Below are 20,433 nucleotides of genomic sequence, written 5' to 3'. Positions count from 1 at the left end.
CTTAATTTAGTCCCAAACTGCTTGTAGCGCGAGAACGTTAGCGGTAATGCAAAAAACCGAAAAGTGACGAAAAATAATCCTGAAATATTATTCAAAGAGCATCTTAAAATATATGTTTTGCCGAAAGACAAGATTATATTTGAAAGTGAATTAGAAAATCAAAATATTGAATATTATAGTGACATAGAAAATCAACCAATGTTTGAAAACGGAATTAGATATTTTATATTAGATGCAGACAGAATAAAACTTGATAAAATTTTTACGGAAAACGGAATTATTGCTCATACAGAAACAATTCCAACTTCGGATTATCGAGATGGAAAAAAAGCAATGAAATTGTACTTATTAGTTGGCGGAATTGTAGCAGGAATTACGATTTTAATGATAATTTTTCAAAGCTTGCTTAAATAAAAATGAAATGAAGAAAGGATTAGAATCTATAACTGAAATAATTGGTTGGCTACAAATTGTAATTTCTCCAACTATAATTGGAACTGGATTGGGTTTCATATTTTATTCCAATTTTGAAAATATGACAGGATTAATTTTGGGAATAATAATTTCTTTAATTGGATTTATAATTGGGATTGTTTTAGCAAACAAGAAATATAAAACAACTGGAACAGTTAATTTTTTATCAAGAATAAGTGCGACACCGGAAATTGAAGCAGAAAGCGAAATAAAAAACAAAAAGTAAAAAACAGAACGTAGATAAACAGCCCATAACACACGCTACAACGGATTTGGGCATTGGGCTTAATGGAAAGATGGTTTTGTATTTGGTATGATTTGGCAAATCCGAAAATAGGGCTTAATTTAGTCCCAAACCCGCTGTAGCGCGAGAACGTTGGCAGTAATACTAAAAAAACCGAACTTAATCTACTAATTTAATGGAATATACAGCAGAAGAGCGAATTCATAAAGCTTACGAAATAGCAAAAAAAGTATACTTAAATGAAATTTCAGTTTCTGAAGGAGCTCGAATAATTGCAACTACAGGACTTAAGGAAAGTTCTGCATTTGATTATATTTATGCTTATTCGAAATTAAGAGATAGTAAACTTTACACGCGAACTATAAATGCCTACGCAACAGATTATTATCTCAAACAAATTTATAATGAAAATGGTAACATTGGGCTTAGAAAAGCTTTACTCGCTCTTTACCAACATATAGAATACTATGAACAAACTTCAGGTGCTTCTGTAAAAAAAGGAAGAGAAATTTACAATCGATATTATAATTTAGTAAAAGACAATTTTTCAGAAACAGTATTTCCAGATGAAGTAGATAATGATGTAAAATATTCGGAAGGAAAAACAAAACAAATAATTGTAAATAGTTATGAAAGAAATCCATTAGCAAGACAAGAATGTATCGAGCATTTTGGATTGAACTGTCAAATTTGTGATTTTAATTTTCAAGAAAAATTTGGAGATTTAGGAAGAAGTTTTATTCACGTTCATCATATAATTGATATAGCGACTATTGGAAAGGAATATTCTGTAAATCCAAAAACGGATTTAATTCCCGTGTGTCCAAATTGTCACGCAATGCTTCATAAAAAAAAGCCTGCGTTTACAATCTCAGAACTGAAAGAAATAATGCAATAAAGTACTACTGCCAACACACGCTACAAGCAATTTGGGCATTTGGCTTAATAGAAAAATTGGTTTGTATTTGGAAGATTTGGCAAATCCGAAAGATAACGCTGATTTAGTCCCAAACTGCTTGTAGCGCGAGAACGTTAGCAACAATAATTTTGGACGACTACAGAAAAAACACTACTTTTGATACTATCAAATGATAGTATCAATGAAACCGCCATACGACATAACGCTTAAAATTTTAAAATCGATAAGTTCTATTTCCGAAAAAATTGGAGAGGTAAATGCTAATTATCTAAATAAGCAATCGCCACAACTTCGTAAACAAAATAGAATCAAAACTATACACTCATCTTTACAGATTGAAGGGAATACATTAACCGAGGAACAAATTACTGCATTGATTGAAAACAAAAGAGTAATTGGTCCAAAAAAAGATGTCTTAGAAGTATTAAATGCAATTATGGTTTATGACAAACTTGAAGAATATAAGTTTTCATCTGATAAAAACTTTTTAAAAGCACATCTTGAGTTAATGAATGGTCTAATTGAGAGTGCAGGAAAATACAGAAAACAAGGTGTGGGAATAGTTAAAGGAACAAAAGTAGAACACATTGCCCCTCCTCACGAAAATGTTCCCCATCTAATGAAAGATTTATTTGAATATCTTAAAGACTCTGATGAATTGACATTGATAAAAAGTTGTGTTTTTCATTATGAAATGGAATTCATACATCCTTTTTTAGATGGTAATGGAAGAATGGGAAGATTATGGCAAACTTTAATTTTAATGTCTGAATATCCAATTTTTGAGTTTTTGCCATTTGAAACATTAATTAGCCAAACCCAAGATGATTATTATAAATCTTTGTCGTTAAGTGATAAATCAGGAAAATCAACATATTTCATAGAATACATGCTTGATGTAATTGATAAATCTTTAGGCAGTTTACTTAATTACAATAATAGAATTTTAAAAGACTTAGACAGATTAGAATACTTTCTAAAACTTGGCATAAAAGAATTTACTAGAAAAGATTATATGAATATTTTCAAAGACCTTTCTTCTGCAACTGCGAGTAGAGATTTGAAAAAGGGAATCGAATTAAACATGTTTGAAAGTGTTGGAAATCTGAACAAAACGAAATACATTGTGAAATAATTACTGTTGCTAACAGCCACTACAACGGATTTGGGCATTGGGCTTAATGGAAAGATGGTTTTGTACTTGGGATGATTTGGCTAATCCGAAGAATAGGCTTAATTTAGTCCCAAACCCGCTGTAGTGCCAGAACGTTAGGCATAATTTTACCGCATGAAACTAAAATCCTGCAAACAATAATCTTTAAAGTAAAAAATGAAATCTGAAATCGTATACGTTGAAATTGAAACTGGAGCAAATCACGATGGATTAGCACAGATTGGAAAATGTTTCTTTTCAAAAACTGGTCTAACAATATATTTTAATGGAAATGTTTACCAAAAAGGCGGAAGAGGTAGCGCAGGCAACTATTATGATATTGAAACTGGAAATGGATACTGGATTTCTGGAGTTAAAAAAAACGGAACAGACAGACATAAATTCGGAAAAGGTATAATAGAAATAGACGAAAGTGTTATTGATGAATATTTGAAAATAATTGGAGAAACTGAATTGCAGAAAAATAAGTTTAAATTAGTTCAATTAAATAACGTTCCTGCAAAAGAAAAAGCAACAGAAATACTAAATGAAAAATACGAAGCTGAATTTGACAACTCTATTCGTTTCAAAAATCCAAGTGACTTAACCAAAATTGAACTTGAAAATTTAATTAAATATTACAACGATTTTGATTTACCGAAAATGTATAAGAAAAACAGAAAAGAGTTTATTGAAGAATTGAAAAATTTAGAAATAGAGCTTGAGAAACGAAACGTACAAAAAAACTATGCCTAACACACGCTACAAGCAATTTGGGGATTTGTCTTAATGGAAAAATTTGTCTATTTTAGCTTTTATAGAGTGAGCGGCGAGGAAAAGGCACTTTACATAGCCGCAAACGTTAGTGTGTATAGCTCCTTGGAGCGTTCTCAGCAGATGTTAATTGGGCGATTGGCACGAAAAGGATTCTAATGAAACAGAAACCGAGCTGGCCGAAATCAGAACTGAAAATTGGCGCTTAATTGTTGCGGACAAGCAAACGTGAACCGCTTTGTGGACAACCGAAAGCGGAATTTTTTTGTCGATTTTTTTTGAGGTTTAACTGAAGTTTGAAGTTTAAAAACAGAAACTATTTGGAACGGAAATCAAAAGGCGAAAAAGTTTTGCGCAATTGAAATCGATAATTGGAATGTCAATTCGTTCGTGCTTAACATTGCGTGTCACTACACACACTAACAGCCACTACAACGGATTTGGGCAATTGGCTTAATTTGAAGTTGGTTTTGTATTTGGAAGATTTGGCAAATCAGAAGAATGGGCTTAATTTAGTTCCAAACTGCTTGTAGCGCGGGAACGTTGGCGGTAATGCAGAAACAAATGAAAAAAAAATCAATAATTCTACTACTATTATTCACAAGTTGTCATCCATTATTTTGTTCTTGGCAGAATGGTTATGAACAACTGAATTATGAACCGTTAGAAAGGGAAATAATTGGACAATATGAGTTAAGTGAAAAATCCAAATCATATCTAAACGAAGAATATCAAACTTGGCCTTTAAGAATTGAGTTATCCGAAAACAAAGAATATAAATTACTGTTCGAAAACAATCCCGAAAATTTAGCTGACAAAATACCCGAAAATGGTCAGAAAGGTAATGAAACTAAAAAGAACGTAAAGGGAAAATGGTTTTTAGGTTTTAACGATAAAGAAAAGTTCTGCGATTTTGAATTGGAAGGAATTTGCGTTGAACCTTTATGTAAAAAAGACGGAAAAATTTCGATAACAATTACAATCGGAGATGGAGACGAGTGTAATGGAATTGTTTACGAAAAAGTAGAATAAATAAATGCACTACCCGCCAACACACGCTACAAGCAATTTGGGTATTAGGCTTAATTTGAAGTTGGTTTTGTATTTGGAAGATTTGGCAAATCCGAAAATAGGGCTTAATTTAGTCCCAAACTGCTTGTAGCGCGGGAACGTTACCAGCAAGGCTAAAAGACGAAAGAGAATTCAACAATATAATGATAGACAAAGAAGAAATTCTAAGACAGTTAGATTCCGAAGCGGAAAGTTATGTTTTTCCAATGCTTGATAATGGCTATTATTATCATGGCGACCAGAAACTTACTATCTTTAGAGACGAAAAGAGGTGGGCTATTTTATTAGAAATTTTAGCTTATAACAATCACTTAGATGGTTTAGAAGGAATAACAACCGTTGCAGCTGTTTTTGGAAATTGCTTGACAGGTTGGAACGACAATGACAACTTTAACTATTTTGCAAATGATTCCGAAATAGAAGCTTTCCTTTGTGATGAAAACAATTATCCATCTTATTTAAACCCGCTAGCAAAGACATTTAAAGTCAAGGAAATTGAAATACCAATAATTTTTGATTTAGAACATTATAAATCTAAGAAAATTGACTTTGAGTATGTAAACAAAATAACACCAAGGGAATTTATGCGTGGACTTATTCCTGAACACTCACATTTATTTTGGTTGACAAGAGAAGAAATTTCAAAAAAGATTCCCATTGATTTACCAACTTTTATGATACTTGATAATTGGCATCACCCAGACCTTGTAATAGGGGAAATACCTAGCGAAACAGAAACATTTAGACAATTGGCTGACGTAATTCTAAATGGAGATAAAAATTTATATAATACAAGTGAAGTTAATAATACACACTGGTCAAATTGGCCTGAAGGAGGAACACTATAAAAGCCCAGCTGGTAACAGCCACTACAACGGATTTGGGCATTGGGCTTAATGGAAAATGGTTTTGTATTTGGGATGATTTGGCAAATCCGAAAATAGGGCTTAATTTGTCCCAAACCCGCTGTAGTGCCAAGACGTTAGCGGTAAGTATCCCTCGCCGACAGCAAAAATGAACAAAACAATTTCAAAATTATATGAAAAAAATATTATTTCTATTTTTAATTTTTACAGTTTTCACTAAAATGAACGCACAATCCATAGACAAACAAAGACTAATCCACGCTAAAAAATCTGTTGTTCGAATTTTAATAGATGACAAACCTTCTGGTACTGGTTTTATTGTTTCGAAGACAGGTCAAATAATTACTTGTTGGCACGTAATTCAACCCGCAATTTCTGTAGATGAAACTACTAAACAAATTAAACTAAAGAAGATTACAGCCGAATTTGTTTCTGGAGAAAAAATAGAATTAGGAATTTATACTTACCTTTTTCAAGAAGGATACAAAGACGCATTAATTTATGATTATTGTTTTCTTGAACCTTCAATAAAAACTGGCATTTCCTACGAATTTTTAAAGCTTGGGAAATTTGAAAATGTAAACGAAGGAGAACAAGTATATTCTGTTGGTTATCCATTAGGTATAGAACAACAGTTTGTGTCAACCGGTATATTGTCAACAAAATGGACTGATAAAATTAAATTGCAAGATAATACAGAAATGAATAGAGAGGTTTCTTGGCTTGATTTAACAATGAATAAAGGAAACTCTGGCGGTCCAATATTAAAAATTGGAAGTACGGAAGATGAAGTTATTGGAATTGCAACTTTTATTTTAAATCCCTACGCAAATACTTCTCAAGAACTTTCAAATTTAAGTGCAAATCTTGGAGTTGACATCGCTTTTGGTGGAATTAGCCAAATGAAAGTAAATAAATTATTTGCAGACGCAGTTACTAATAATTCAATTGGAATTAGTGGTTGTGTATCTATAAATCATATCAATGGAATCCTAAAATAATACCTACCGCTAACACACGCTACAAGCAATTTGGGGATTTGGCTTAATGGAAAAATTGGTTTGTATTTGGAAGATTTGGCAAATCCGAAAGATAACGTTGATTTAGCCCCAAACTGCTTGTAGCGCGAGAACGTTATGCGGGAGTTGTGCCGAAATTACGCAGATAAAAACAATTAGAAAATAAGTATTTGTTTCCGCAAGAAGTTTAAAATGCAGAAACGTGACAATTAGAACTTACCAGCGGAAACTTGAAAAGTGGAAACTAATAACAAATAGAATCTCAAAAAATGCACATAATTTTAATTATTTTACCACTATTATTTCAAATTATTTTTGGCAGAAAAGCTATTGGAGGAGATATTAAATTAAGCTTTGGAGCGGTTTGCTTAATTAGTTTTTTAGGTCAAATTCTTTTGACAATTTTTGCTTTTAAACTAATTGTATATTATCTTGAAAAGAATAAAAATGCTTGTGGAATGCCATTAGTTGGACTTGTAATGTTGTCGTTACTTTTTTCGGTAATCTTATTTATAACAATGCTTATTCAAGACCGTATTAAAAAGTCATATGAAGATGATGAAATTGATAAAACTGAAGATGAAGATGATAAAATTGAAAATAATGAAAATGACGAAGACGAATATGAAGACGATGAAATTAATTGAAAACAATTAAAACTATTGGAGTTTGCAAACAGAAGCGTGAAAATTTAACCGTTTAATCATAATTCCGACAAAACAACCCCCGCATAACACACGCTACAAGCAATTTGGGTTTTAGGCTTAATTTGAAGTTGGCTTTGTATTTGGAAGATTTGGCAAATCCGAAGAATGGGCTTAATTTAGTCCCAAACCCGCTGTAGTACCAAGACGTTGGCAGTAATACCCCCAAAAATCGGCAGAAAACGAGAAATCTGAAAAATAAATCCTTGAAAAATTGTTTCTGAAATTAATTTGACTATTTTTGTCAAAACAAATTTTGTCTTATGGAAACATTTGGAGATATTATAAAAACTGAAAGAGAAAGCAAAGGTCTTTTATTAAGACAAGTTGCTTCTGCACTCGAAATTGATCAAGCGATTATAAGCAAATTTGAGCGTGGAGAAAGAAAACCAACAAAAGAACAAGTTGAAAAATTTGCTGAATTTTACGATTTAGACAAAAATAAATTAATTACAAGTTGGTTAAGCGATCAAATCGCAAATACAATTCTTTATGAAGAAAATATTGGAGAAGTCCTAAAAGTAGCCGAAGAAAAAGCATTATACCTAAAAACTATTCACAATGGAAAATAAAATAAAAGTAGTCGAATTGTTTGCAGGTGTTGGAGGTTTTAGACTTGGTTTGGAAGGATGGAATAACAAATCTGCATCATCAAATTATAAAGAAAATTTTGAAAGTCCTTACGAAGTAGTTTGGAGTAATCAGTGGGAACCGTCAACCAAAGTGCAACACGCATCAATGGTTTATGAAACTCGTTGGGACAAAAAAAGTCATTGCAACCAAGACATTTCAACCGTAGAAGTTACTGAAATTCCTGATCACGATTTATTAGTTGGCGGTTTTCCTTGCCAAGATTATTCAGTTGCGACAACGCTAAAAAATTCCAAAGGATTAATTGGAAAAAAAGGCGTTTTATGGTGGAGCATTCACAAAATTTTGAGCGAAAAAGAAAACAAAACAAAATATTTGTTTTTAGAAAATGTAGATAGACTTTTGATTTCGCCGTCGGGACAGCGTGGACGAGATTTTGCAATAATTCTAAAAAGTCTAAACGACTTGGGTTATGCCGTTGAATGGCGAGTTGTAAACGCATCAGAATATGGAATGCCACAGCGAAGAAAAAGAATTTTTATTTTGGCTTATTTAAAAGATTCTACGATTTATAACGAAATAAAAGAAACAACTTCAAGTGATTGGATTCTAAAAGACGGAACTTTAGCAAATGCTTTTCCTGTTCAATCTGACAATATTTTGTTTCCAAACGAATTCAAATTGAAAGGCGATATTGTTGAAATTTCAGAAAATTTCAACAAAAACGGCAAAAAAGGAATGTTTGAAAATACAGGAATTATGATTGACGGAATTGTGACTACAATCAAAACAAAACCAAGTTACGAAGACAAATTTACAATCCTAAAAGACATCATTCAAAACGGGGAAGTAACCGAGGAATTTTACATAAAAGAAGAAGAATTAGACAAATGGTTTTATCTGAAAGGTGCAAAAAAAGAAATGCGTAAAAACGCACAAGGTTTTGAATACAATTACAGCGAAGGCGGAATGATTTTCCCCGATTCGTTAGACAAACCATCAAGAACAATAATAACGGGCGAAGGCGGAAAATCCGCATCAAGATTTAAACACGTTATAAAAGTTGAAAAAGGTTACCGTAGATTATCGCCAGTTGAATTGGAACGGTTAAATATGTTTCCCGATAATCATACAAAATTTGAAAGTAATAAATATAATTTGGGCGTTCCCCAAGGGTCGGGCTTTCCGTTCCAATCTTTTGTTTTTTAAAGAAAAAAACAAAAGGATTTCCTCTTCAATCCCTAACGCAAAACCGCAATAAATATGAACATTCAAGTAATAATTGACAATCTAAAAAAAGGTAATTCAGAAGGTTTACAAATCCAAAAAAAAAATGGAATAATAACTTCAACTTGGTTGATTTACTTTAAGAATGATAAATTTTATTACTTTGATATCAATCAAAAAATTGAATTTATTAAACAATATTGCTATACTGAAACAGAATTAATTAAAGAATTTAGTAGTGGTAAATTTAATATTGAAGAATTTATAAATTAATTTGATACTGAATTCTTCTATTTTTAATTCTTTCTTCTAATTCATCTAAAGTTAAAAAAGCAAATGATGAACCTTTTTCATTTATACTTACAAAACAAAATCGAAATCTCGAACCAAGAATTTTACCAAAATTGAATTCATTTTCTGTAGCACCAAAAAAGAAACCTTTTGGATTTTCGGGTAAATATTTTTTTGTGGTTTTTAATTCTACTAAAATTATATCTTCTAAATAAGTTTGAACAAATTCAGAATTAACAATTTTACCAACCATTTCGGGAACATATATTACATCAAACGCCTGAAGAAATCGGTGTTCAATATTCAATAAATTTAGTAATTCTTTTTTCGTGGACAAATCGATTTTAAAAAATCCAGTTGTGTTTTCAATTAGATAATTTATTCCTTCTTTTTCTGTAACATTATTCGATAATGTCAATACAAATGAGTGTTTTCTTGACATTACTTTTCAGATTTTATTTCATAATTCTTATAATTATGATTTGGATTTATAGATTTTAAATCTAATAGTTCAGAAATATTTATTTCAAAAACTTTAGCAAACACAGCCATATTTGAAAGTGAAATATTCCTCTCGCCTCTTTCTATCATTCCAATATAAGTTCTGTGGAAACCTGTCAAAAAGGATAATTTTTCTTGGCTTATGCTTTTTTGAAGTCGTAATTGCTTAATTCTATCTCCAAATTCTTTTAAAAGAAATTCATTTATCATAAAAGCAAAACTATACATATTGTATGCTTTGATCAACAGACAATATGTATCATTAAAAAGATAAATTTCTCGGTTAATCGATATTGCGTTAGGGATTGCAGAGGAAATCCTTTTTTGGCTTTTTCTGCCAAAAAAGATTGGAACGAAAAGCCCGCCCCTTGGGGAACGCCCAAAAATTTTAGAACATTCGTATTCAGGAAAAGGGAATTTCGGACAAGTTTTAGAGAAATTTTATTTTGGTTACGAACCCAATTCTGTGTCAGAAGCAGATTTTGCTCAAATTGGAATGGAACTAAAATCTTCGCCATTAAAACAACTAAAAAATGACGAATTTCGCTCAAAAGAGCGATTAGTTTTAAACATCATTAACTACGTTAATGTTGTTAATCAGAATTTTGAAAATAGTGATTTTGTCAAAAAGAATGCAAGCATTCTTTTGATATTCTATTTACACCAAGCGGGTTTTGATATTTTGGACTATTTGATAAAATTGGTTGATGAATGGAGTTTTCCATCCACAGATTTAGAAATTATCAAGAAAGATTGGGAATTAATCACAAAGAAAATAGCCGAAGGAAAAGCACACGAACTTTCAGAAGGCGACACTTTTTATCTTGGAGCTTGCACCAAAGGTGCAAATGCTTTGTCGGTTAGAAAACAACCTTTTTCAGAAATACCAGCAAAACAAAGAGCCTATTCTTTTAAGCAAGGTTATGTAAATCATATAATTGCCTCGATTGCAAATGAAAGCAAAGAAATTTATGGAAAGTTAATTCCAAACGTTCAAGTTGCTAAAAAACAAACTATTGAAGAAATTGTAATTTCTAAATTTAAACCGTTTTATGGAAAAACTGAAGAAGAAATTATAAAAATTCTGAAAATTAAAATCAATACAAAAGCAAAAAATTTTTACGCAAGTTTGACAAAAGCGATTCTCGGAATTGAACTTGACAAAGAAATCGAAGAATTTGAAAAAGCGGAAATTATTGTAAAAACAGTTCGTTTAAAAGAAAATGATTTACCAAAAGAAGATATTTCATTTCCAAATTTCAAATACGAAGAAATTGTAAATGAAGATTGGGAAGATTCTGATTTCAAGGATGTTTTAGAACATAAGTTTCTATTTGTTTTCTTTCAATTCGAGAACGAAAAACTAATTTTACGAAAAGTGAAATTTTGGAATATGCCATATTTGGACTTAATTGAAGTTGAAAAAGTTTGGACAAAAACAAAACAAATTGTTGCAAAAGGCGAAATCGTAAAAGAAATAAAAACTAATAAAAAAGGCAAGGAAATTCGTTTCACGAATTTTCCCAGCAAGAAATTTAGTTCCATTTCTCACGTTCGTCCTCACGCAAAAGATTCTTCCGACACTTTTGAACTGCCGAAAAAAGACAAATTAACAAAGCAAAATGAATACACAAAGCATTGTTTTTGGCTGAACAATACTTATGTAAAAAATGAAATTTATCTGAAATAGAAACCGATAGGTACTACTGCCAACACACGCTACAAGCAATTTGGGCATTTGGCTTAATTTAAAGTTGGTCTTGTATCAGATAAATTTGTGTTTATCCGAAGATTTGGCTTCCTTAATCCCAAACTTCTTGTAGCGCGGGAACGTTAGGCGACAGCAACGAGCAACCGAAAGAAATCAATAACATTTGTTTCTTAAAAAGGAAACTTATATCTTTACAGAAAATTAAGATTAGTGAAAAATGGATTATAAATTTAAAGTTGAATTTCTTGAACCAGTTTTAGAGTTTTTGGAAAATCTAGACCCAAAATCTAGAGAAAAAATACTTTATAATATTTGGAAATCGAGAAGCGTAAACGATAATGAATTATTCAAAAAACTCGATGGTGAGATTTGGGAATTTAGAACTTTATACAAGAAGCAATATTTAAGACTTTTTGCTTTTTGGGACAAATCAGACAAAAAAGATACAGTTGTGATTTCTACTCACGGAATTATAAAGAAAACGGATAAAACACCGAAAGTAGAAATTGAGAGAGCAGAATCATTAAGAGTAAAATATTTTAACGAAAAGAAATAAGATTATGAAAACATATAGTTTAGATGAAGTAACAGATAAATTCGTTGGAGAAAAAGGAACAACAAATAGAGAAAATTTTGAAAACGAATTGAAAATTGACTTGATTGGCCAAACAATTAAACAAATTCGCAAAGAACGAAATTTGACACAAGAACAATTAGGAGAATTAGTTGGAGTAAAAAAAGCTCAAATTTCAAAAATTGAGAATAGCTTAACTGACGCAAGATTTGACACAATTATTAAAGTTTTTAAAGCCTTAAATGCCAAAATTAATTTTAATGTAGAATTACTAAATCAGAATGTAGCAATCCACTAAAATTGCCGATCGCCTAACAGCCACTACAACGGATTTGGGCATTGGGCATAATGGAAAGATGGTTTTGTATTTGGATGATTTGGCAAATCCGAAAATAGGGCTTAATTTAGTCCCAAACCCGCTGTAGTGCCAGAACGTTATGGGGCAATTGTGCCGAAATTACGCAGGTAATTCCGATTTGGAAATGAAGTTTGTAACTCGCAGGAAATTTACAAAGCGGAAGCGTGAAAGTTGGAATCGCCAACCGAAGTCGGAAAATTAGAATTTGAAAAGCAAAAGCTTGAAAGTCGGAATCTGTAAGCAGAAACTTGGAAAATAGAAACGTAAAAATTTGAACTCTCCTACTCTAACGTGAAAAACAGAAACTTGAAAAGTTTTGCGCATAAATTAAAAAGTGAATAATTGAAAATAATACGCCGAAAATTGCAAACCGAAAACCTAAACTTAAAAATTGGATTTCGCCAACTGAAACGTGAAAATTTTGCGGTTTAATTGTAATTTCGACAAAACAATCGCCCCATAACACACGCTACAAGCAATTTGGGGCATTTGGATTAATGGAAAGATTTGTTTGTATTTGGAAGATTTGGCAAATCCGAAAGATAACGCTGATTTAATCCCAAACTGCTTGTAGCGCGGGAACGTTACAGGAGAGTTTACCGCACCGCACTAAAAAACAACCTTTAACAAAAAAGATAAAAAAGCAAAATAAATGTTGTACTTTTGTGCAACATTTGTAATTTTAAGGCGTGGAAGAAAAAAGAAAAACTAGAACAATAACATTTTACAAAGATTACTTTGAAGAATTCTTTGTGAAGCAAAGGGAAAAAGTAAGAGCCAAAATAATTTGGACTTTTGACTTGATAGAAGAAGTTGACAAAGTACCCGAAACATATCTTAAACATATTGAAAGCACGGACGGACTTTACGAAATTAGAATTCAACAATCGAGCGATATTTTTAGAATATTTTGCTTTTTTGACAAAGGAAAAATTGTGGTTTTAGCAAATGGTTTTCAAAAGAAAACGCAAAAGACGCCGAAAAAAGAAATCGAAAAAGCACTTAAAATAATGGAGGAATATAAAAATGAAAAATAACAACATAAAAACGCTATCAGAGTTTAAGGACAAACACTATGGCAAAGTAGGAACAGCGGAACGTGACCAATTAGATGCTGGATATGAACAGTTTAAACTTGGTGTTTTAATACACGAAGCGCGACTTGAAAAAGGAATGACACAAGAGCAACTCGCAATTAAATGCGGTACTACTAAGTCTTATATTTCAAGAATTGAAAACAACGTAAAAGAAGTGCGTTTATCAACATTGCAAAAAATTGTTGAACTTGGATTGGGTGGACATTTGGAACTCTCAATAAAACTTTAAAAGCCACAGCCCATAACACACGCTACAAGCAATTTGGGGATTTGGCTTAATGGAAAAATTGGTTTGTCTTTGGAAGATTTGGCAAATCCGAAAGATTACGCTTCCTTAATCCCAAACTGCTTGTAGCGCGAGAACGTTACCAGTAATTACCCTCATATTCGCGCCCAAATTGACTCCTTCAGCTAACTGAAGAAAGTGAAAATTTAGGCAAATATTAAAAATACAAATGATTGATTTTCATAACATTAAAAGACTTTAGTTAGAATTAATATTAAATTACCGTCTTGAAATCGAAAGCTAACGGTGGAAAAGTGCTAAAAATCAAGAAAATAATAAGGAAGAAAAAAGGTATGCAAAATTTTAATTTAAAAAGTATCAATAAAAATATTAATTTGAATTCATAAATGAAGAGAACTCTAATTATCATAATTCTTGCGGTTTCACAAAACATGTTTGTCAATGCTCAATCCCTAATAATTAGTGGAAAAGCTGACTCAACATATTATGAAAAAAATCAAAAAATTTATTATTCTACAAAAAGTAGGAAATTCGACAAAAAAAAATTCATAATAATAGATAAACACTATAACTACACTTTTGAAATACCTATAAAAATAATTAATAAAAAAGAAATAAGTAGGTTGTTTTATACAGATGACGTGGAGGAAAACAAATATTGTGAAAGCCAATATTTTAACCTTAACGAGATTATTAAACAAATAAAAAATAAAAAAACGATTAAGATTTATTCTGATATAGAAAGAAATAATAATTGTCTAATGTATGGACAAATTGATGATGTAGAAAGGAAAACATGGATTGAGCATTATTCTGGGGTTTATAGAACAGAATTAGGAGATAAAAAAATATATTTAGATGAATATTTAAATTATAAATCAAATTATGATTCTTTGAATGAAAATTTGATGGCATATGAAACTGGAATTTGGCTATATGACAAAGAAAAAAATAAAATAATTATAAAAAACATCTGTCAATATAACGATGAAATGAAGATTAAGAGGTTTATTAATAAAGAAATTGTTTTTGAATATTATGCAAGGGATGGGATTATAGAAACAAGTACTGGTAACATATTTGTAAAAATGGATTTTGAAAATATGCACCTAAAACTTCGATAAAAACTTATAATTTGCTTAAAATTGGTTGAAACAACTCATGTATAAATAAACTATGCCAACAGCTACTACAACGGATTTGGGCAATTGGCTTAATGTAAAGTTCTTTTTGTATTTGGGATGATTTGGCAAATCCGAAAATAGGGCTTAATTTAGTCCCAAACCCACTGTAGTGCCAAGACGTTGTGTGTAACCTACCAAAAAACCACTAAAAATGAAACCATACCAAAGAGCACTTTTACCACCCATTGCAATTTTATTTATTACGGCTTTTATGGCTTATTTTCCAAATTTGAAAATGGGACCAATGGCATATTTCTTTCTTGTAAGTTTTGCTTATGGAAGCTCAATTTTTTCTTTTTATTATATTTTTAGCCAAATGTTTCCTGATAAAAGAAATACCGAAATTCCGCCACAATTTTTAAGAAAGGAACAAATAGAATTGTCTGGTGTAAGAGGGACAAAAGCTTTCCAATTAACTACGAACTTTTCACTCTTAACTGTAGTAATTGGTTTGTTTGCCTGTTACTATTTACCATTAAAATATAAAGAAAATGAATTAAATCAAAATGGTATTAAAACGAAAGGAATTGTCACTTATGAAATGTATTCAAAAACAAATATGGGAGAAATAAGAGGTTATAAATTTTTGGATAAATCAAACATCAATCATTCTGATATAATTAAAAATAAATCTTTAAAAGAGGGAGATACGATTGAAATTCTTTATTCTTCTAAAAGACCAGATATAAATAAAATTTTATCTGTTAATGATGAAATATTTGGAATATAATAGGCTACACACAACAGCTACTACAACGGATTTGGGCAATTGGCTTAATGGAAAGTTGTTTTGTATTTGGGATGATTTGCTTCGCCTGTTCGCTATCGCTCGAGTGGCAAATCCGAAGAATGGTCTTAATTTAGTCCCAAACCCGCTGTAGTGCCAAGGCGTTGGCGGTAATACAAACTTTTGAAACGTATAAAAAATTTACAAATAAAATTATAAATGTATCAATTTGGACAATTTACTGGTAAAATAGTTTTAATCCTTTTTTTAATTCTTGTAATTTCTGCATTAGGCATTAGGAATAAAAAAAGTCTACCTCTAATTTTATTATTCATTTTTGGGTGGACTTTATATGTTTTACCTATGGAATTAAGGCCTTTTTTTAAGGGAAATTCTACTGTATTATTTTGGTTTGGTATAATACCTAGTTTTGGGTGCGCATTTGCTTTACCTATATTTTGTCTGAGAAATAAGAGCCTTAATTATATTGAGTCAAAACGTAAACTATTGATTTATAGTCTCTATACCTTTGGACTACTTTTGGCATATGAATTATTAGAACTTATTAAGGGTTTAGGAACATTTGACTGGCTTGATTTAATGATGACTATACTCGGTCTTGTTACTTTGAATATAATATTCCAGAATTTAAAATCTAAATTTGAACCAATTTTTGAAAAGTAATTATGTCAATAGAATGTACTACCGCCAACACACGCTACAAGCAATTTGGGCATCTGGCTTAATGGAAAGATTGGTTTTGTATTTGGGATGATTTGGCAAATCCGAAAATAAGGCTTAATTTAACCCCAAACCTCTTGTAGCAAGGGAACGTTGGCAGTAATCGCAAAAAAAAAACGTAAACCTATATTTATTCCGTCCTAAATTCATATATTTGTACGTATAAATATTTTACGCTATGGATACTAAACTCACATTGAAGCTTGACCAAGAGATAATTGAAAAAGCTAAACATTATGCTTCTGAAAAAAAATTAAGCTTATCTCGAATTATAGAAAACTACCTTAATTCTTTGACTTCAGATAAAACAAATAATGACATACAAATTTCGCCGTTTGTAAAAAGTCTTTCTTCAGGAATTAAAATTCCAGCTGATTATGATTATAAAAAAGATCGTGCTGATTATTTAGAACAAAAATACAAATGAGCAGAATTTTTTTAGACACTAACGTTATATTAGATTTGTTGGGGGAAAGAGTTCCTTTTTTTGATTCTATTGCTAAAGTTGCTACTTTGGCTGATCAAAAAAAGCTTACTCTAATTGTCTCACCTCTTTCATTCACGACAATAGATTACGTTTTAAATAAATATGAAACATCTGAATCTGTTTTGAATAAACTTCGAAAGTTTAAAATAATCTGTGAAGTTTGTGAGATCAATGAAGAAACAATAGATAAAGCGCTGAATTCGAGTTTTAAAGATTTTGAAGATGCTGTTCAATATTTTTCTGCTTTACAATCTAACTCCTCAATGATTATAACCAGAAACGGAAAAGACTTTAAGCACTCTACAATTCCAATTATGACAGCCGAGGAGTATTTAAGTAGCATTATATAAAGCGACTACTGCCAACACACGCTACAAGCAATTTGGGGATTTGGCTTAATTTTAAAATGGTCTTGTATTTGGAAGATTTGGCAAATCCGAAAATAGGGCTTAATTGAGTCCCAAAACCGCTGTAGTGCCAGAACGCTAGGGTGTATAGCTGAAACATGAAGGAATCGTATATTTGATGTTCTTTTAAAGAACTAGGATTCAAAAACAAAATGTAAAAAAGGGCTTTACTAGAAGTCCACACTTTTTACAGAAAATATAAAACAGAAAAAATGACGAAAATTGCTTTAATAACAGGTGCAACTTCAGGAATAGGAAAAGCCACTGCGATTAAATTAGCCCAAGATGGATATAGCTTAATAGTGTGCGGACGACGTTCAGAGAAACTGAAAGAATTAAAAAATGTACTATCCACGAATGTGAAAATTCACAGCTTGATATTTGATGTTCGCGACAGAAAAGAAGTAGAACTTCAAATTAATTCCTTGCCTGCCGAATGGAAAAATATTGACGTACTGGTAAATAGTGCTGGTAATGCCCACGGACTTTCCTCAATTCAGAATGGGGAGATTGACGATTGGGATGCGATGATAGACGGAAACGTGAAAGGATTATTATATGTTTCAAGAGCCATAATTCCGCAAATGTTGGAAAGAAAAAAAGGGCATATCATAAATTTAAGTTCGATTGCTGGAAAACAAACCTATGCAAACGGTGCCGTTTATTGTGCTTCAAAAAAAGCAGTGGAAGCTATAAGCGAAGGGATGAGGCTTGACTTAACCGAACACGGAATCAAAATAACCAATATCGCGCCGGGCGCAGTTGCGACAGAATTTTCGGAAGTTCGATTTAAAGGAGATAAAGAAAAAGCACAAAAAGTTTATGAAGGCTACGACCCATTATTAGCGGAAGATATAGCCGATTTTATTTCTTATGCCGTCAACGCTCCAGATAGAGTAACCATTGCCGATGTAACAATATACTCTAAAGCCCAATCTGCACCTACAATGATTTATAAAAAATAAAATCGATCGAATAATAATGAGTCAATTTAGATAAAATGAGAAAGCAATTTGGTGCAAAAGCGAAAAAATCGGACATTGAAAAATATTCAAAATCAAAGTATTGGAATGGAAAAATCTTCGAGAATTTAGAAGTAACCAAAATGAATATCAGCATTCAGACCTTACCAAAGTTGTTATACAAACAATTTTGTAAAAAAGAAGCTAGAGAACCTCAGAAACCCTTATCTATTATTCCATTCGATAAAGAACTTTTTATTCAACCTCATCAATCTATGCAAAGCATTTGGTACGGTCATTCGGCAATACTGATGCGATTGGACAATAAAACAATTCTAATCGACCCTATGTTGGGGTCAAATGCTGCACCTATTGCCCCTTTTGCAGTTCAAAGATTTAGTCAAAATACATTAGACCTCATAGATGAATTTCCAAAAATAGATTTAGTATTACTCTCCCACGACCATTATGATCATTTGGATTATGACAGTATTCAAAAGCTCAAAAGCAAAACCAAACAATTTTATGTAGCATTGGGAGTCAAAAGACATTTGGTTTCTTGGGGAATTCACGAAGATACAATCACCGAATTCGATTGGTGGGACGAAAATCCATTCGGAGGAATCCAAATCACCTTCACTCCTACCCGACATTTTTCGGGCAGAGGATTAGCCGACAGAGCCAAATCACTTTGGGGTGGCTGGGCATTAAAAACTGCTAATGAAAACATTTGGTTCAGCGGTGATAGCGGTTATGGTGAACATTTCAAAGAAATAGGCACACGCTTAGGTCCATTTGATTTTGCTTTTATGGAATGTGGCCAATACAATGAAAATTGGCACCGAATTCATATGTATCCTGAGGAAAGTATACAAGCCTCAATAGACGCTAATGTAAAAAATATGATGCCGGTGCATTGGGCAGGTTTTGCCTTGGCTCAACACACTTGGACAGAACCGGTAGAACGTTTTACTCAAGAAGCAACTAGCAAAAACCGCAACTATTGTTTACCCAAAATAGGCGAATTATTCGATACTAACCATTCTCAAAGGCCTACTTGGTGGGTAAATCTAAATAAGTAATACAAATGAAAATATCCTTATTATCCATTATTCTAATTGTCTTCTTTAACTCAGCACACGCTCAAGTCAATCCTGAAATTACCAAAATCGGTATTCCAATAGAAATGCTTTTTCCGGAAGGAAAATCCAAAGCACTAATTTTGAGCTACGATGATGGACGCTCTGAAGACAGAAGATTGGTCAAACTAATGAACAAATATGGATTAATAGGGACATTTCATCTCAATTCAAATAAACTGGGACTTACTAATTACCTCAACAAAGCTGAGATAAAAGAGCTTTTTACTGGTCACGAAGTTTCGGTTCATTCGGCTAATCATCCAAATTTAACTGCCTTATCCAAAATTGATATCGTTTATGAAATTGCCGAGGACAGAAAAGAATTAGAACGATTAGTCAATTATCCCGTTAGAGGAATGGCATATCCCTTTGGGAACTATAATAACTTTTTAATTGAGACAATCAAAGGATTGGGAATTGAATATGCAAGAACGGTTTACGACTCTTATGATTTTAATATCCCAGAAGATTTCCTTCAATGGCGACCGACTATGCACCAATTTGGAAAAGCATACACGGAACCCAATAATCCTGAAAATGACAAAAGAGAATTGGAACATTTTTATCAAACCATAAATGAATTTCTTCAATCCAAAAATTTAGCATTAATGGATGTTTGGGGACACAGTTATGAAATTGGAAATGATGAAAATAAATGGAACGAAACTGAGAAATTCTTCAAAATGATTTCCAACAATCCAAGCATTTATTACGCAAAACAAATTGACATTGTCGATTACATCAATGCTTTCAACAATTTGAAAATTTCTGTAAACAAAAGCATTGTAATGAATCCAAGTTCATTGTCAGTCTTTTTTAAGAAAGATGGAAAAACCTATTCCGTTTTACCAGGAAAGACAATCGTTTTATCAAACGAATAATATAAAGATTATATTTTAAACACAGAATAAGCATTAGATATTATTTCGCAGAGAAACGCGAAGAATTCACAAAGTTTCGCA

The 20,433-nt window shown here is 31.8% G+C and carries 27 protein-coding genes; 25 read left to right on the top strand and 2 right to left on the bottom strand.

Annotated features, from left to right (window positions below; all coding sequences use genetic code 11):
• Positions 1-63 precede the first annotated feature (63 nt).
• From HQN62_RS08770 to HQN62_RS08715, 12 genes are all read left to right on the top strand, one after another.
• On the top strand, positions 64-414 hold the full coding sequence (locus HQN62_RS08770) for a hypothetical protein (protein ID WP_173504058.1): 351 nt from the start codon (positions 64-66) through the stop codon (positions 412-414).
• A 7-nt stretch (positions 415-421) separates the two neighbouring features.
• Positions 422-700 (top strand): hypothetical protein, encoded by a 279-nt coding sequence (locus HQN62_RS08765; RefSeq protein ID WP_173504057.1) that lies wholly within the window; start codon positions 422-424, stop codon positions 698-700.
• Positions 701-893: 193 nt separating this feature from the next.
• Positions 894-1,616, top strand: a complete 723-nt coding sequence (locus HQN62_RS08760) for an HNH endonuclease (protein WP_173504056.1) — start codon at positions 894-896, stop codon at positions 1,614-1,616.
• A 202-nt stretch (positions 1,617-1,818) separates the two neighbouring features.
• Complete coding sequence (locus tag HQN62_RS08755; protein ID WP_173504055.1) at positions 1,819-2,772, top strand: Fic family protein; 954 nt, start codon at positions 1,819-1,821, stop codon at positions 2,770-2,772.
• Positions 2,773-2,967: 195 nt separating this feature from the next.
• Positions 2,968-3,546 (top strand): hypothetical protein, encoded by a 579-nt coding sequence (locus tag HQN62_RS08750; protein ID WP_173504054.1) that lies wholly within the window; start codon positions 2,968-2,970, stop codon positions 3,544-3,546.
• 582 nt (positions 3,547-4,128) lie between these two features.
• The gene (locus HQN62_RS08745; protein WP_173504053.1) at positions 4,129-4,596 is read left to right on the top strand and encodes a hypothetical protein; all 468 of its coding nucleotides are present in this window, start codon (positions 4,129-4,131) and stop codon (positions 4,594-4,596) included.
• 182 nt (positions 4,597-4,778) lie between these two features.
• Positions 4,779-5,483: a DUF7003 family protein gene (locus HQN62_RS08740; RefSeq protein WP_173504052.1), complete on the top strand. Its 705-nt coding sequence runs from the start codon at positions 4,779-4,781 to the stop codon at positions 5,481-5,483.
• A 191-nt stretch (positions 5,484-5,674) separates the two neighbouring features.
• Positions 5,675-6,502, top strand: a complete 828-nt coding sequence (locus HQN62_RS08735) for a S1 family peptidase (RefSeq protein ID WP_173504051.1) — start codon at positions 5,675-5,677, stop codon at positions 6,500-6,502.
• A gap of 287 nt (positions 6,503-6,789) precedes the next feature.
• The gene (locus HQN62_RS08730) at positions 6,790-7,167 is read left to right on the top strand and encodes a hypothetical protein (RefSeq protein WP_173504050.1); all 378 of its coding nucleotides are present in this window, start codon (positions 6,790-6,792) and stop codon (positions 7,165-7,167) included.
• Positions 7,168-7,487: 320 nt separating this feature from the next.
• The gene (locus HQN62_RS08725; RefSeq protein WP_034098013.1) at positions 7,488-7,796 is read left to right on the top strand and encodes a helix-turn-helix domain-containing protein; all 309 of its coding nucleotides are present in this window, start codon (positions 7,488-7,490) and stop codon (positions 7,794-7,796) included.
• Complete coding sequence (locus tag HQN62_RS08720) at positions 7,786-9,024, top strand: DNA cytosine methyltransferase (protein WP_254454507.1); 1,239 nt, start codon at positions 7,786-7,788, stop codon at positions 9,022-9,024. Before HQN62_RS08725 ends, HQN62_RS08720 begins: the two co-directional genes overlap by 11 nt.
• Before the next feature lie 54 nt (positions 9,025-9,078).
• A complete protein-coding gene (locus HQN62_RS08715) occupies positions 9,079-9,315 on the top strand; it encodes a hypothetical protein (RefSeq protein WP_173504049.1) in 237 nt (78 codons plus the stop codon).
• Here HQN62_RS08715 and HQN62_RS08710 read toward each other — a convergent pair.
• Together HQN62_RS08710 and HQN62_RS08705 are read right to left on the bottom strand one after the other, a co-directional pair.
• Positions 9,305-9,775 carry a hypothetical protein gene (locus HQN62_RS08710; RefSeq protein ID WP_173504048.1) on the bottom strand — a complete coding sequence of 157 codons (471 nt, stop codon included), beginning with the start codon at positions 9,773-9,775 and terminating at the stop codon, positions 9,305-9,307. The genes HQN62_RS08715 and HQN62_RS08710 overlap by 11 nt on opposite strands.
• Positions 9,775-10,062: a helix-turn-helix domain-containing protein gene (locus HQN62_RS08705; RefSeq protein WP_254454506.1), complete on the bottom strand. Its 288-nt coding sequence runs from the start codon at positions 10,060-10,062 to the stop codon at positions 9,775-9,777. The genes HQN62_RS08710 and HQN62_RS08705 overlap by 1 nt, the downstream gene beginning before the upstream one ends.
• Positions 10,063-10,108: 46 nt before the next feature.
• Here HQN62_RS08705 and HQN62_RS08700 point away from each other — a divergent pair, with 46 nt between their 5' ends.
• The 13 genes from HQN62_RS08700 (at position 10,109) to HQN62_RS08640 (ending at position 20,352) form a co-directional block, all read left to right on the top strand.
• Positions 10,109-11,524: a Sau3AI family type II restriction endonuclease gene (locus HQN62_RS08700; RefSeq protein WP_371811651.1), complete on the top strand. Its 1,416-nt coding sequence runs from the start codon at positions 10,109-10,111 to the stop codon at positions 11,522-11,524.
• 238 nt (positions 11,525-11,762) lie between these two features.
• Complete coding sequence (locus HQN62_RS08695) at positions 11,763-12,101, top strand: type II toxin-antitoxin system RelE/ParE family toxin (RefSeq protein ID WP_173504047.1); 339 nt, start codon at positions 11,763-11,765, stop codon at positions 12,099-12,101.
• A 4-nt stretch (positions 12,102-12,105) separates the two neighbouring features.
• Positions 12,106-12,417 (top strand): helix-turn-helix domain-containing protein, encoded by a 312-nt coding sequence (locus HQN62_RS08690; protein WP_173504046.1) that lies wholly within the window; start codon positions 12,106-12,108, stop codon positions 12,415-12,417.
• 749 nt (positions 12,418-13,166) lie between these two features.
• Positions 13,167-13,514 (top strand): type II toxin-antitoxin system RelE/ParE family toxin, encoded by a 348-nt coding sequence (locus HQN62_RS08685; RefSeq protein WP_173504045.1) that lies wholly within the window; start codon positions 13,167-13,169, stop codon positions 13,512-13,514.
• On the top strand, positions 13,504-13,803 hold the full coding sequence (locus HQN62_RS08680) for a helix-turn-helix domain-containing protein (RefSeq protein WP_173504044.1): 300 nt from the start codon (positions 13,504-13,506) through the stop codon (positions 13,801-13,803). Before HQN62_RS08685 ends, HQN62_RS08680 begins: the two co-directional genes overlap by 11 nt.
• 404 nt (positions 13,804-14,207) lie before the next feature.
• Complete coding sequence (locus HQN62_RS08675; protein ID WP_173504043.1) at positions 14,208-14,945, top strand: hypothetical protein; 738 nt, start codon at positions 14,208-14,210, stop codon at positions 14,943-14,945.
• Positions 14,946-15,156: 211 nt separating this feature from the next.
• Positions 15,157-15,735 carry a hypothetical protein gene (locus HQN62_RS08670; protein WP_173504042.1) on the top strand — a complete coding sequence of 193 codons (579 nt, stop codon included), beginning with the start codon at positions 15,157-15,159 and terminating at the stop codon, positions 15,733-15,735.
• 216 nt (positions 15,736-15,951) lie between these two features.
• Complete coding sequence (locus HQN62_RS08665) at positions 15,952-16,416, top strand: hypothetical protein (RefSeq protein WP_173504041.1); 465 nt, start codon at positions 15,952-15,954, stop codon at positions 16,414-16,416.
• A gap of 235 nt (positions 16,417-16,651) precedes the next feature.
• Positions 16,652-16,900: a DUF6364 family protein gene (locus tag HQN62_RS08660; RefSeq protein WP_116795554.1), complete on the top strand. Its 249-nt coding sequence runs from the start codon at positions 16,652-16,654 to the stop codon at positions 16,898-16,900.
• Entirely contained in the window at positions 16,897-17,310 is a 414-nt protein-coding gene (locus HQN62_RS08655; RefSeq protein ID WP_173504040.1) for a type II toxin-antitoxin system VapC family toxin, read from the top strand. Before HQN62_RS08660 ends, HQN62_RS08655 begins: the two co-directional genes overlap by 4 nt.
• Positions 17,311-17,579: 269 nt before the next feature.
• On the top strand, positions 17,580-18,332 hold the full coding sequence (locus HQN62_RS08650; protein ID WP_173504039.1) for an SDR family NAD(P)-dependent oxidoreductase: 753 nt from the start codon (positions 17,580-17,582) through the stop codon (positions 18,330-18,332).
• A 35-nt stretch (positions 18,333-18,367) separates the two neighbouring features.
• On the top strand, positions 18,368-19,411 hold the full coding sequence (locus tag HQN62_RS08645) for an MBL fold metallo-hydrolase (RefSeq protein WP_173504038.1): 1,044 nt from the start codon (positions 18,368-18,370) through the stop codon (positions 19,409-19,411).
• A gap of 5 nt (positions 19,412-19,416) precedes the next feature.
• The gene (locus HQN62_RS08640; RefSeq protein ID WP_217362515.1) at positions 19,417-20,352 is read left to right on the top strand and encodes a polysaccharide deacetylase family protein; all 936 of its coding nucleotides are present in this window, start codon (positions 19,417-19,419) and stop codon (positions 20,350-20,352) included.
• Positions 20,353-20,433 lie beyond the last annotated feature (81 nt).

It is taken from the genome of Flavobacterium sp. M31R6 (assembly GCF_013284035.1).
Classification (GTDB): Bacteria; Bacteroidota; Bacteroidia; order Flavobacteriales; family Flavobacteriaceae; genus Flavobacterium.
Note: the sequence above shows the minus strand (reverse complement) of the source record. Positions and strands in the feature narration are given on the sequence as shown.

Excerpts from the sequence above, each read along its gene's own strand:
- HQN62_RS08650 (WP_173504039.1), top strand. The coding sequence starts at position 17,580 with ATGACGAAAATTGCTTTAATAACAGGTGCAACTTCAGGAATAGGAAAA.
- HQN62_RS08680 (WP_173504044.1), top strand. The coding sequence starts at position 13,504 with ATGAAAAATAACAACATAAAAACGCTATCAGAGTTTAAGGACAAACAC.
- HQN62_RS08740 (WP_173504052.1), top strand. The coding sequence starts at position 4,779 with ATGATAGACAAAGAAGAAATTCTAAGACAGTTAGATTCCGAAGCGGAA.
- HQN62_RS08760 (WP_173504056.1), top strand. The coding sequence starts at position 894 with ATGGAATATACAGCAGAAGAGCGAATTCATAAAGCTTACGAAATAGCA.
- HQN62_RS08765 (WP_173504057.1), top strand. The coding sequence starts at position 422 with ATGAAGAAAGGATTAGAATCTATAACTGAAATAATTGGTTGGCTACAA.
- HQN62_RS08725 (WP_034098013.1), top strand. The coding sequence starts at position 7,488 with ATGGAAACATTTGGAGATATTATAAAAACTGAAAGAGAAAGCAAAGGT.
- HQN62_RS08660 (WP_116795554.1), top strand. The coding sequence starts at position 16,652 with ATGGATACTAAACTCACATTGAAGCTTGACCAAGAGATAATTGAAAAA.
- HQN62_RS08755 (WP_173504055.1), top strand. The coding sequence starts at position 1,819 with ATGAAACCGCCATACGACATAACGCTTAAAATTTTAAAATCGATAAGT.
- HQN62_RS08695 (WP_173504047.1), top strand. The coding sequence starts at position 11,763 with ATGGATTATAAATTTAAAGTTGAATTTCTTGAACCAGTTTTAGAGTTT.
- HQN62_RS08675 (WP_173504043.1), top strand. The coding sequence starts at position 14,208 with ATGAAGAGAACTCTAATTATCATAATTCTTGCGGTTTCACAAAACATG.
- HQN62_RS08665 (WP_173504041.1), top strand. The coding sequence starts at position 15,952 with ATGTATCAATTTGGACAATTTACTGGTAAAATAGTTTTAATCCTTTTT.
- HQN62_RS08655 (WP_173504040.1), top strand. The coding sequence starts at position 16,897 with ATGAGCAGAATTTTTTTAGACACTAACGTTATATTAGATTTGTTGGGG.
- HQN62_RS08720 (WP_254454507.1), top strand. The coding sequence starts at position 7,786 with ATGGAAAATAAAATAAAAGTAGTCGAATTGTTTGCAGGTGTTGGAGGT.
- HQN62_RS08715 (WP_173504049.1), top strand. The coding sequence starts at position 9,079 with ATGAACATTCAAGTAATAATTGACAATCTAAAAAAAGGTAATTCAGAA.
- HQN62_RS08705 (WP_254454506.1), bottom strand. The coding sequence starts at position 10,062 with ATGTATAGTTTTGCTTTTATGATAAATGAATTTCTTTTAAAAGAATTT.
- HQN62_RS08640 (WP_217362515.1), top strand. The coding sequence starts at position 19,417 with ATGAAAATATCCTTATTATCCATTATTCTAATTGTCTTCTTTAACTCA.
- HQN62_RS08690 (WP_173504046.1), top strand. The coding sequence starts at position 12,106 with ATGAAAACATATAGTTTAGATGAAGTAACAGATAAATTCGTTGGAGAA.
- HQN62_RS08745 (WP_173504053.1), top strand. The coding sequence starts at position 4,129 with ATGAAAAAAAAATCAATAATTCTACTACTATTATTCACAAGTTGTCAT.
- HQN62_RS08735 (WP_173504051.1), top strand. The coding sequence starts at position 5,675 with ATGAAAAAAATATTATTTCTATTTTTAATTTTTACAGTTTTCACTAAA.
- HQN62_RS08750 (WP_173504054.1), top strand. The coding sequence starts at position 2,968 with ATGAAATCTGAAATCGTATACGTTGAAATTGAAACTGGAGCAAATCAC.
- HQN62_RS08645 (WP_173504038.1), top strand. The coding sequence starts at position 18,368 with ATGAGAAAGCAATTTGGTGCAAAAGCGAAAAAATCGGACATTGAAAAA.
- HQN62_RS08710 (WP_173504048.1), bottom strand. The coding sequence starts at position 9,775 with ATGTCAAGAAAACACTCATTTGTATTGACATTATCGAATAATGTTACA.
- HQN62_RS08670 (WP_173504042.1), top strand. The coding sequence starts at position 15,157 with ATGAAACCATACCAAAGAGCACTTTTACCACCCATTGCAATTTTATTT.
- HQN62_RS08730 (WP_173504050.1), top strand. The coding sequence starts at position 6,790 with ATGCACATAATTTTAATTATTTTACCACTATTATTTCAAATTATTTTT.